Consider the following 10817-nt stretch of genomic DNA (forward strand, 5'->3'; position numbering starts at 1 on the left):
TCTGCTCGAGGAATGGGCCTACCACCGGCCCTACACCTCAGACCAGGAACGGCAGAACGCGTTCACCCACTGGATCGACTGGTACAACTACCACCGACCCCACACCGGCATCCAAGGCCAAACACCCGCCAGCCGCGTCACCAACCTGTCCGGACAACACACCTAGACGGCGAACTCAATGCGGCTGAGGGAGACGAACACGGCGACGACGACGATGACCCACAGCGCCAGGGTGCCGAAGAGCGCCCCGCCCGCCGTCCAGGTCCCGGGGAGGCCCTTCGCGGTGCCGATGACGCCGCCGATCAGCGCCCCGAGGGCGGGCACTCCGGCGATGACCATGGCGGCGTGCTCCAGGCCCAGCTTCGTCTCGTGATTGCCCCGCCAGTCGGAGCCGCTCTTGTTCGCGAGGGCGCTCTGCGCGCTGTGGTACCAGAAGAGCACCGGGGGCAGCAGGAGCAGGACCGTGAGGACGAGGAGCACGACGGCCGTGCGCCGGCTGTGCGCGTTGCCTGCGTCGCCGGTCGTCGGTGCGGGGAAGTTGGTCACGCGGCGATCCTGGCCCGGGGGTCGGCCGGGCACCATCCGTACGCGTACTCAGCTGCGCTCCGGTTACAAGGGGGCCTGAGGTCCACTTCGACGGCTGACCGGACAGCGAGTTGGCCGAATAGGGTCAGTTCCTTCCCCGTGGCTCGCGCGCGGCTCTACGCTCGTCCGATGGCCGGATACCCGAAGCCGGGCCTTGGCGCTGTCGACCGGGGGAGACCGTGGACATCCCGACGCTGATCCTGTTGGGGACGGCGGGTGGTCTGCTGCGCGGGGTCTTGGACCTGTACACCCGGTTCGTGTCGTGGCAGGCCGACCGCCGCGTCCACCGGCAGTCGACCGCCGAAGGGGTGGCGCAAGGGACACCGCCGCAGTTCGGGGCGTACTTCGACCCCGCCGTCGACATCGTCGCGGCCGCCCTGCACAGCGTGCTGGGCGCCGGGGCCGCCGTGCTGTTCGGCACCACGGGACAGATCAGCGGCGAGTACGCCGCCCTCGTCGTCGGAATGTCGGCGCCCATCCTGCTCACCCAACTCAGTCGCATCCAGACGGTGAACGAGGCGCTGACGGGCGACCGGCAGCTGGCAGGAGCGGCGGAAGCGGTCACGGAGCTCGGGGCGCCTCCGGCCATCGGTGTCGTGAGCGCGGGTGGGGCGGACGGCCCCGGCACCGCAGAACCCCGGGGCACCGCAGAAGCCCCCCGTGCCGCAGCTGCCGCGGCCCCGTCCAGAACGGAGCCCCCGCCCGCACCCTCGCCCGCCGCGCCCCCCGCCGACCCGGCCCGGCCTCCCCTCCCTGCGGGAGGTTCCGCGTTCCGCGCGAGACCGACGCCTCCCTCCAGGCCGGCCGTCGCGAGCGCCGATGCCCGCACGCCGGATTCCCCGTCCGGCGACATTCCCCCGGGCGGGCCACAGCTCCCGGATCCCGCGCGCCCCGGGGGCACTCCCGTACCCGCGGACCCCGCCGCCGGAACGAGCCCTGGCTTCGACGGCCGAGGCGCGCCACGATGGCGGCAGCGGCCGGCGATCGGGGAGGAGGGGCTGTGAACAACGCGCCATACCTACTCAGCGAGGACCGCCAAGAGTACGAGCGGCTCCTCGACGAGGCGTTGCGCACCGCCCACGAGCGCCCGGAACTGGCTTCCCTGGGCCAACGGCTCAACGAGGAGCAACTGCGCACCATGGCGCTCAACGCCTCCGCACTCCTTACGGCGGCCGCAGCGGCCGAGTACGCCCACTATGTGAAGGCCCGCAGTGAACGCGGTGAGGTGAAGTTCCCGCACACGCCCTCGGACACGGTGTACTCGTCCTCGCGTTCGGCGTCCGCCCCGGCCCCGTCTGTAGGACGGCGGCTCGGAGCGGCCGTCCTGGGTGCCGGAGCGCCCGGCGCCCGCCGGGCCAGGGACGCGGTCGCTACGACGCGGTGGGCCGGGATGTCCTACGGCCGCCGCCTGCTGGCAGCGCTGGTGGGCCTGCACGTACGCCCACCGGCACCGGCACCGGCACCTGCACCGCCGGCGGCCGCCCGCACGCGCCCGGTCGGCCGCGAAATTCCGGCGCGGGACGCGACCGAGGCAGCGGGAGCCGGTGCGTTCGCTGTTTCCGCCGTCCTCGCGCCGGTCCTTGCCGGCATGGCCATGCTGATCTTCCTGCTCGTGGGCTACATCCTGAAGATGATCGAACCCGAACCGGCCCTCGCCGACATCATGGTGACGGCGGGCTGGCTGTTGGGGGGCCTCACAGCCACCGCGCTGCTCTTCGGCGTGATCGGGCTGCTGGTCACGGCCGTCCGCAACAGTCCGACGGAGGTGGTGGCGGACGAGACCGAGGCGATGCCCGACGAGGTGTCACTGGCCCGGGAGGCATGGCGCAATGCCCTGCTGGAGCGCGGAATCGTGCCGTTCCTCCGCGACGCGCTGGTGGAACCAAGCTCGTATCCGTCCCCCCGGACGCCGGGGGCCGGGCGCATCCCCAGCCTGGGGTACACCCGGCCCGACTTCACCAGCCCGGGGGCCCCTGCTCAGGGCCCCCGTCCCGGTTACGCGCCCCCGGACTTCACGAGCCCGGACTTCGGCGGCCCGGAACATCAGTCGGAATGAAACGCCGAAGTGACGGCGGGCCGACGTGCGTACGGGCGGAGGGCCGCGGCGGGGCGCCGTAGTTCGCCGAGCGCCTGGCCTAAGCCGGGGACGGCGGCGAGCTGGAGTGCGGACCGTCCGGTGGCTTCGGCGTCATCGGACTGTCCGGCGGCGGCCAGGGCCCCGGCGAGGTGGGCGGTGACGAAGGCCCGGTCGCGCGTGGCGAACGCGCCCTCGGCCAAGTGCTGGCGGAGCAGGGTGACCGCTTGCCCGGCCGCCGCCCGGTCATGGAGATCGCCGGAATCGACCAGCGGCTCATCTGCTGGCAGTCCACCCGCCGCCAGCAGATCGCCGACGCCCTGCCCCTCCTCACGGCCGAGTACGAGGAGCGGCAAGGCCACCCGCCGGGGAGCGGGCTGCCTACGCGATCGCCTGCCAGGCCGCCGACCAGACCCGCTCACCGAAGCGCACCCCACTGCGGTCGCTGTCGAGCTGCGCGCCGCCTGGCGGGACTCGGCGGCCCGAGCCCACGGGGCCGACGCCGTCGCACGGCTGGCGGAGCGCGCCCGAGCAGCGGCCACAGCTATTTGGGCACGGGTGCGTCCGCTCGTCGACGCCGCCCTGGCCGCCGTCGAGACCATCGCCGTGGTGTACGTGATGCGCGGCGTGTTCGCGCACCGCCACCTTCTCGCCGAGGCCCGCCGCCACCTCTCCTACGCCCCGCGCGGCCGACCCCACCAGCGCGGCCTGGACGAACAGATCGTCCAGACGACCATCGACGCCTACGCCCGCCCGGTCGGCCGGGGCCGGATGATGACCGCCGACCTCCGCGCCCCGTACCCGCATGACACCGAGGACCAAGCCGTGCTCCGCGCGCTGACCCGCAACCGGTGCGCTACCCCGTACCAGCGGGCCCGTCTCGCTGCCGGCGCGCTGACCGCCCGGGTCCACGCTGCACGCCGCGCGGACCGCCTGAACTCCAGGACCCGGCCGCGCACCGTCACCCTGAGCCCTGCGCCCCGGGCGGAGGGCCGGCCGGGACCTGGAGCCGACTACGGACATCGCAGTACGACCTGCTCCTCGACGGTGCCAAGTACACGAGCGGGGTGCCCTCCCCGGGCTACTTGCCCAGGGCCTACACAGTCACCGCCCCCGCCCCCGCCCCCGCCCAGACGGGCAGCCGCTTCGTGCCGGCCGGGCCGTCCCGGTTCCTGGACACGCGTGACGGCACCGGTGCGAAGCAGCAGCGCGTCGGACCGGGCGGGGTCGTCACACTTCAGGTCGCCGGGGTCAAGGGCATTCCGGCGACGGGGGTCACGGCCGTGGTCATGAACGTGACCGCCGTCCACCCCACCGAGGCCGGACACGTGATGGTCTACCCGAACGGGCAGGCCACGCCCAAGGTGTCGAACCTGAACTTCGCGCCCGGGCAGATAGTCCCCAACCTGGTGACCGTCCCGGTCGTCAACGGCAAGGTCGACCTGCGCAACAACGCCGGCTCCGTCGACCTCATCGCCGACGTCACCGGCTACTACACCGACCAGGCCGGAGCCGGCTCCGCCCTGAACCCGATCACACCGGCCCGGTTCCTGGACACCCGTGACGGTACGGGTACCAAGAAGCAGCGCGTGGGGCCCGGCGGGGTCGTCACCCTCCAGGTCGCGGGCGTCAAGGGCGTCCCGGCCACCGGAGTGACCGCGGTCGTGATGAACGTGACGGCGGTCCAGCCGACCGAGGCCGGGCACGTCACCGTCTACCCGAACGGCCAGGCGGCGCCGGGCGTGTCGAACCTCAACTTCACGCCCGGACAGATCGTCCCCAATCTGGTGACGGTCCCCGTGGTCAACGGCAAGGTCGACCTGCGCAACAACTCCGGATCCGTCGACCTCATCGCCGACGTCACCGGCTACTACGCGGCCACCGGCTCCGCCTTCTCCGCGGCCGGTCCGGTCCGTCTCCTGGACACCCGCGACGGCACCGGCGCCCGCGCCGGAGCCGTGGGCCCGGGCGACGTCGTCCACCTCCAGGTGACCGGCACCGCGGGAGTCCCCGCACAAGGCGTCACCGCCGTCGTCCTCAACGTCACGGTCACGAACCCGACCGAGGCCAGCCACCTGATCGTCCATCCGCACGGGATCGCACGGCCGGGCGTGTCGAACCTCAACTACACGCCCGGGCAGACCGTCGCCAACCTCGTCGTCGTCCCCGTCGTGGACGGCCGAGTCACGTTCTACAACAACTCCGGATCCGCCGACGTGATCGCCGACCTGAACGGCTACTTCACCTCCTGACACCAGGGAAAATGAGCGAGGCCCCGTCCGATCATCAGATCGGGCGGGGCCTCTCCGTATCTGCCGGGCCCGAGCGTCTGGGCCCCTGACTTGGGATCCGCGTACGGCGAGAGCCCCCCGCGTACACATGGGAGAGAAGTCGCGGTACGTAAACCGCGCCTGCATCCCGTTCGCGTGCTCGTACGGAGTTCTGCGCCGCTCCGGGTACCTCTGCACGCACGACGCGTCCTCGATGTCGAGCTGCCCGGTCGGGTACTCCACGACCTCCCACGGCACCGCCGGCGGATCGTCGCCCGGGCACCGGCCGACATGGCGGACCGTACAGATCTGGACGGCCATGCCCAGCCTGTGCGTGTCTGTACGCCGCAGCGCGAACGGGTCAGGGTCATCGTCATCATCATCGAGGAAGCGGAGCACCCCCTCCGGCAGTGCGGCTGGGGGTCCCATTAACCTGGCCAAGTACGCAGGTCGAACAAAAGGGGGAAACCGGTGGCCGAGGACACCTTGCCCGAGCCGAAGCAACTGCCGCTCACGCCGGACGAGCTGAAGAAGCGCGACCTGGAGTACCTCGCACCGTCCTACAAGGCGCCGCCCGCCGACAGCTATGCGGACCCCACTGCCCCGCACTTGTTCCAGCCCGCGCCGCCGGCGCTTCAGCAGCCGTCACCCTTCCTCAAACCGCCCCAGGCACCCGCGGGGCCGCGAGGGCCCCATGGCGAGCTTCCGGGCCAGCGGCTCAACATCGAGCCGATGATCCTCAACAAGGCGGCCGGCAGCGCGGATGAGATCCACACCGCCTTCACCAAACCCGCCGCCGCTCTGGAGACCCCGGCGAAGGCCGCGTCCACGGCGATGGCAGGCTGGGAGTCGGAGTACGCGCTCCGCACGGCGCACCGGCAGTGGGAGACCCAGGCCGGAACGGTGGCGGGCTGGCTCGCTCACATCGCCGAGAGCCTGCGGGCCGGAGCCCGCGACCACACCAAGACCGACGCCGCGATCGAAGAAGCCTTCCGCGGGGTCACGCCCCGGCGGTCGATGCTTGAGGGGCTTTGATGACCTCCTACCGGGAAATCCTGGACACCGACCTCGACCCGTTGCAGAAACTCGCCGACCAGTGGCGGGCCACACATAAGGACATCAGCGGCCTCGGCAAGCGGGTTCAGGGCGAGATGCTCACGCCGCTGCGCGACAAGGGCTACTGGGAAGGGGTGGCGGCCCCTTACGCCTGGCGGATGATCGACGACATCCAACGCCAGCTGGAAGACGCCACCAAGGTGGCAGCAGCCGTCCTGGGAGTCCTGGACGACGCGCTCGGCGAGCTCAAGTCGGTGAAGACGGACCTCGAAGCCGCGGTGAAGCGGATCGGAGAGCAGGGCCTGTACGTCGCGGGCGACGGTGCCGTGTCGACGAGCGTGGTGGGTGGCGTGTGCAAGGTGGTGGAGAAGGGGTCCGACGACGCCAAAGCCATCCAGGCGGCCCAGAAGGAGATCAACGACATCGTGCGGCGCGGGATCGCCGCCGATCAGAACCTCGCCTTCAGCCTCATGTCGGACATCGGTCTCGGCCAGTGGTTCAACGGCAAGCCGCAGCACTCGAGCATCGACACCACGAACACCATCGGTCAGGAGGAGTACGCCCTGCTCGACCGGGCGATGCACGGCAAGTCGCTCTCTCCGGACCAGTCGAACGACAACCCGTACGACCTCGGCTTCGCCTGGGTCAGCGGCGTCGGCTCCCGCCACCGGGACTATCACGACGGCGACGAGATGACCGAGCTCATCAAGTCGAGCGTGAGCATGGAGCAGCTGCGCGCCGACACCCTGGCCCAGTGGAACGAGGGAGGCAGCAGCGAAGGCCGCGTCAGGTACTCCATCTCCGAGAGCGGCAAGGTCGGGGCCCTCAAGAAACTCCTGTTCACCGACATTCCGGCGATCGCCACCGGGGACCGGGAGCATCTGGGCGAGGCCTTCATGGGCTCGTACTCCGTCAACTACGACGTGAAGGGCCAGGATCCCGACGGGTCACTCGTCGTGCAGTACACCCTGAACAACGACACCAGCAATGAATCGTTTCTCCACTTCGTCGGCTACTACGACTGGCTGGAGAAGACGAACAAGAAGGACGGCACCTTCTCCACCGTGAGCCAGACGATCACGTGGACCGAGCGCATTCCCGCGGGAACGAAGTAGCGACACCATGAACCATCGCATCCGGGCGGCAACCGCCCTGCTCGCCCTCGCCTGGCCTCTCACAGCGTGCGGCAGCTCCGACGGCGCCGGCTCCTTCGAGCGCTGCGTCCCGGAGGAATCCGCCACGGTGAGCACGGCGGAGCTGGAGGGCAGTTACGAGGGCTCCCGCGAGGCCGCCGGAACGCGGCTGACGCTGACGACACGGCCGGGGCAGGTCGGCGGCACGCTCACGACCGAGAACTGGCCGACGGGCGACGCGTTCCGTGACGAGCTGGGCCCGTCCTTCAGCACCACCGGAACGTGGGAGCTCACCCGCCCGTCGGGCTCGGCGAAGCACCCGCTGCTGCGCCTGCACTTCGACCCCCCGAAGCCGGAGCTGCCCACTCCGGACACCATCGACCTGCTCTCCGTCGGCATCGACGCGAAGAGGACGTTCATCTACGACAACGCGGACCCGGACACCTGCCCGGACTTCCGCCTCCAACTGCACAAGAAGTGACTGAGCTCGTGCCGCCGTAGCTGTCGAGACCCGCAACCGAGGCATGTGCCCCGAGTGTGGTGCGCTCGGCCGGGCAGCAGCCTGCCCGGTCGAGCCGCAGCTCGTCACGAGGAGCACATGCGTAGCACTGACAGGGTCGCGAGCACCCACTCACGCCCCAGGCGGCTCACGTGGCCGCCGCGATGCATCGCTGACTACCGCCGCCTGACGTGGCGCAGCGCCGCGTGTGGAAGTCCGCTTCCTGCCATGCCTCGTGCGAACTGCTTCTGAGGCTGATCCCATAGGGCGGAGAGGGCCACGCGTCACCTTCACTTGGCAGCAAACGCACAGGAATACCGGATTTGTCGATTTCGGTGAAAGTGCTTCAGGAGTCCCCTTTGCCAACCTGAAGTGGCAGGTCAGAAAGGCTGCTCCCCGCGCCCGCGGGGAGGACCCCAGCCAGATGAGCCGGGACATGGACCAAGCCATCCTGCTCCCCGCGCCCGCGGGGAGGACCCGTGACCACGTTCCCCCTCCACCACCGGGTCACCTGACTCCGTCTGTGGCGGAGCCGAAACCGCCCCGGCAGCCTCAACACCCTCACTGACGGGCCACCGGCGGCCGTACGACGATAGGGAGACCATGACGAGGCCCTCCACCGCCCGGATTGAATCCTCCTGCAGACCGACGTACGCGAGGGGTTTCGCTGCGGACAATGCTTCCTGCGGTTGGGCGAGCACGAACCACCGCTCGCCGGCTCGCTCGGGGACGCCTTCGGCCACTCGCCGCACGGGCCGGCATTCCTCGTCGCCGTCCACGCGGCCGAGTTGAGCGGGAACCGCACGATGCGGCTGCGGGCGATCGACGCTCTGCTGGAGTGGGCCGAGCTCGGCCATCCGCAGGCCCGGGCGGCCCTGTCCGAGGTTGCCTCCGATCACCGGACGCAAGACGTCACCGTCTGGACCAAGGCACTCAACCGGATCGCCCTATTCGGCGACGCGAGTGTCGAAGCGGGCCTACTGCGCGCGCTCGCCGACACCGGGCACCGCGGGGTGCGGTGGTCGGCGCTCGGGTGCCGACCTCGGCTTCCGCCCTGCCGTTCCGCTGATCACCGCCCTGCTGGAGCATCCCGATCCGATGGTCCGAGAGGGGGCCTGCGAGGCGCTCGGCCTCTTCCGGGAACCGGCCGCCGTGCCGGCCCTGGCCGCCCGGCTGAACGACGAGACCACCTGGGTACGCAGCAGTGCCGCCCCGGCGCTCGGCCACATCGGCGGCGACCTGGCACTCGCTGCGCTCTGGCAGGCCATGATCGAACGCCGGAATCCGAAGGCCAGTCATCTCGCCTCAGCGATCGCCACCTTCGGCCCGCCGGTCGTGAACGACCTGATCGCCCTCACCGCCGATCCAGACCCGGACCTCCGAGCACTGGCCTGCCGCCGCTCTCGGCTCCACCGCCGACGACCGGGCCCTGCCGGCACTGGAACGCCTCGCGACCCACGACCTCGCCAGAACCACCCCCGGAGGCCTCGTGAGGCAAGAGGGAGCCGGGTGATCTGCTGGCGGAGGTCCTGGATCTCGGTGTTCTGATCCAGCGACCGGTTGCTGGCCGGGCAGATCCCGCCCGGCGGCGCCTGCGACGTCAAGATGCTCGCACGCGAGGCGGGCATCTCCCGCGCGTCCCTCTATCGAATCTGGGGCCACCTCAAGGATGAGTTCGAGAAGCGGCGGGCAGCCGTCTGGGTAGCCGGCCAGCAGCCCGACCCCGAGAGGCCCGCATCGCCCGACTGCGGGACCTGAACCAGCGGCTCACCGGCGGCAAACTTGCCGGCATCCACACCGCGCGCACCCAGCTCAAGGAGCGTCATCTACTCCTTCTGTCTGTCCTGGCTGCCAAGGACGATGAGCTTCAGCGGCTCCATCGCGAGCTGAGCACGTTCAACAACACTCTGGTGTCAGCCTCGGAAGTGGACCAGGGCGACGACGCTGCTGGTGTCGTCACCCTGCCGCGCCGTTGATGTCACACCACGGTGACCGGCAAGGTCGAGCCTCACAGACGGCGTGATGACCTCATGGGGTCCGCGGCGCCCTCGTATCTTTGCGCCATGACGAGCGAGAGAGAGCCACAGCTCTACGTGAACCGCCGGGGTGACACGTCGGATCCGGTCCCGGAGCGACGCGGAATTCGCCAGGATGCTTGCGCGTGTTTCGACCAGTCCAAGCCGCATCCCCGAGCCCGGGTGGGATTTCACACCGAGCGCCAGGACATATCCGCCCCAGGCTGGCTGCGTCTGCTGGAGCTGATTGACGAAGCCGCGGCCGATGGGCGCGAGGAATTCCGCCCTCTCGTGGACCTCAGCCCCGAGGAACGGCGGCAGATCGTCACCCTGCCTCCGAGCATCGCGTGGCTGACCATGGTCAAGCACCTTGTGCTCTACGGCAGCAACCTCGTCCGGATACCGCGCGAGATCGGGGCCATGACGAGCCTTGAGGAGCTTACGCCCTACACCTCTTACCGGTTGCACTGGTTTCCTTACGAACTCACCCGGTGCCGGAGGCTGTCCCGCAGCACGGTGAGCACACGCGCACTGTTCGGCAATTACAAGTTGCGACCGCCTTTTCCCCGCCTGCAGCCTGACCTGGACTCCGTCACGGAACTTGCCCTGGAAGACCTCGATCCCAGACGCTGGGGCACCACAGCCATCCACAGATGCAGCGTTTGCGACCGTCCGATCGAACAGGCTGGGCTCCGGCAGATGTGGATTTCACTGCGCTTGGCCACTGACGTATTGCCCCTGCTGGTGAACGCCTGCTCATCGGCTTGCGTCGCCGCACTGCCCAGTGGTGCGCAGGACTACATCCACACGCCGCACAAGGGAGGCCGAGTCGACCAGCCGCCGTCCGATTGGGACTGACCGACCGGGCGCCGGACGTCATGCAACGATCCCCGCGAGAGGTGCAATCCGGAGCGAAGCGTGGACCCTGGACTACCCAGACACCAATGACCGAACGCGAGCACCACGCACCAGCCCCTGACCGAGACACGAGGGAAGGTGGACACGGCCTACGCCGCGTTAACCCAAAAATCTCCGATGGCTCTCCCGGCGCGGGTCAGTCCAGCCGGGGGGGTGCCTCTATGTTCTTCGTCAAGCGTGGGCCTGTCCAGTAGACGGTGTAACCGTGGTTGGTTCGTAGGTCAGATTCGGTTGTGGGTGAGGCGTCCGTCGAAGGCGATGTCGAAT

The 10817-nt window shown here is 69.9% G+C and carries 12 protein-coding genes and 1 pseudogene; 9 read left to right on the plus strand and 4 right to left on the minus strand.

The window, feature by feature from the left end:
- A partial coding sequence (locus ACS04_RS39855) for an integrase core domain-containing protein (RefSeq protein WP_245236663.1) occupies positions 1 to 166 on the plus strand: 166 nt, incomplete at its 5' end.
- On the opposite strand, the gene ACS04_RS32250 is transcribed toward ACS04_RS39855, so the two are convergent.
- Positions 163 to 546: a hypothetical protein gene (locus ACS04_RS32250; protein ID WP_048480395.1), complete on the minus strand. Its 384-nt coding sequence runs from the start codon at positions 544 to 546 to the stop codon at positions 163 to 165. The genes ACS04_RS39855 and ACS04_RS32250 overlap by 4 nt on opposite strands.
- A gap of 218 nt (positions 547 to 764) precedes the next feature.
- Here ACS04_RS32250 and ACS04_RS35615 point away from each other — a divergent pair, with 218 nt between their 5' ends.
- Both ACS04_RS35615 and ACS04_RS39860 read left to right on the plus strand, forming a co-directional pair.
- Positions 765 to 1589 (plus strand): hypothetical protein, encoded by an 825-nt coding sequence (locus ACS04_RS35615; RefSeq protein ID WP_053081078.1) that lies wholly within the window; start codon positions 765 to 767, stop codon positions 1587 to 1589.
- Positions 1586 to 2641: a hypothetical protein gene (locus tag ACS04_RS39860; RefSeq protein ID WP_245236659.1), complete on the plus strand. Its 1056-nt coding sequence runs from the start codon at positions 1586 to 1588 to the stop codon at positions 2639 to 2641. The genes ACS04_RS35615 and ACS04_RS39860 overlap by 4 nt, the downstream gene beginning before the upstream one ends.
- Here the strand turns inward: ACS04_RS39860 and ACS04_RS37050 are convergent.
- Positions 2629 to 3015, minus strand: a complete 387-nt coding sequence (locus ACS04_RS37050; RefSeq protein ID WP_209441830.1) for a hypothetical protein — start codon at positions 3013 to 3015, stop codon at positions 2629 to 2631. The two genes, ACS04_RS39860 and ACS04_RS37050, sit on opposite strands and share 13 nt — an antisense overlap.
- Positions 3016 to 3040: 25 nt before the next feature.
- Positions 3041 to 3481, minus strand: coding sequence for a hypothetical protein (locus ACS04_RS39865; RefSeq protein ID WP_245236660.1), 441 nt, complete (start codon positions 3479 to 3481; stop codon positions 3041 to 3043).
- A 263-nt stretch (positions 3482 to 3744) separates the two neighbouring features.
- Between ACS04_RS39865 and ACS04_RS39870 the strand changes: the two genes are divergently transcribed.
- The gene (locus tag ACS04_RS39870) at positions 3745 to 4911 is read left to right on the plus strand and encodes a hypothetical protein (RefSeq protein ID WP_078865582.1); all 1167 of its coding nucleotides are present in this window, start codon (positions 3745 to 3747) and stop codon (positions 4909 to 4911) included.
- Positions 4912 to 5052: 141 nt separating this feature from the next.
- Here ACS04_RS39870 and ACS04_RS40350 read toward each other — a convergent pair.
- Positions 5053 to 5358: pseudogene (locus ACS04_RS40350) on the minus strand (DUF4158 domain-containing protein); the annotation flags it as partial.
- A gap of 42 nt (positions 5359 to 5400) precedes the next feature.
- On the opposite strand from ACS04_RS40350, the gene ACS04_RS32275 reads away from it, so the two are divergent.
- The 5 genes from ACS04_RS32275 (at position 5401) to ACS04_RS32295 (ending at position 10490) form a co-directional block, all read left to right on the plus strand.
- On the plus strand, positions 5401 to 5964 hold the full coding sequence (locus ACS04_RS32275; protein ID WP_048480397.1) for a hypothetical protein: 564 nt from the start codon (positions 5401 to 5403) through the stop codon (positions 5962 to 5964).
- A complete protein-coding gene (locus tag ACS04_RS32280; protein WP_048480398.1) occupies positions 5964 to 7100 on the plus strand; it encodes a hypothetical protein in 1137 nt (378 codons plus the stop codon). Before ACS04_RS32275 ends, ACS04_RS32280 begins: the two co-directional genes overlap by 1 nt.
- Before the next feature lie 7 nt (positions 7101 to 7107).
- Positions 7108 to 7599 carry a hypothetical protein gene (locus ACS04_RS32285; RefSeq protein ID WP_048480399.1) on the plus strand — a complete coding sequence of 164 codons (492 nt, stop codon included), beginning with the start codon at positions 7108 to 7110 and terminating at the stop codon, positions 7597 to 7599.
- 981 nt (positions 7600 to 8580) lie between these two features.
- Positions 8581 to 9165 (plus strand): HEAT repeat domain-containing protein, encoded by a 585-nt coding sequence (locus ACS04_RS37070; protein ID WP_078865583.1) that lies wholly within the window; start codon positions 8581 to 8583, stop codon positions 9163 to 9165.
- A 515-nt stretch (positions 9166 to 9680) separates the two neighbouring features.
- Positions 9681 to 10490, plus strand: a complete 810-nt coding sequence (locus tag ACS04_RS32295) for a leucine-rich repeat domain-containing protein (protein WP_245236661.1) — start codon at positions 9681 to 9683, stop codon at positions 10488 to 10490.
- Positions 10491 to 10817 lie beyond the last annotated feature (327 nt).

The organism is Streptomyces roseus, assembly GCF_001044425.1.
GTDB classification, from domain to species: Bacteria; Actinomycetota; Actinomycetes; order Streptomycetales; family Streptomycetaceae; genus Streptomyces; species Streptomyces roseus.

What these genes read in the sequence shown, in the direction of transcription:
- ACS04_RS32280 (WP_048480398.1), top strand. Translation starts at nt 5,964, where the DNA reads ATGACCTCCTACCGGGAAATCCTGGACACCGACCTCGACCCGTTGCAG.
- ACS04_RS32285 (WP_048480399.1), top strand. Translation starts at nt 7,108, where the DNA reads ATGAACCATCGCATCCGGGCGGCAACCGCCCTGCTCGCCCTCGCCTGG.
- ACS04_RS32295 (WP_245236661.1), top strand. Translation starts at nt 9,681, where the DNA reads ATGACGAGCGAGAGAGAGCCACAGCTCTACGTGAACCGCCGGGGTGAC.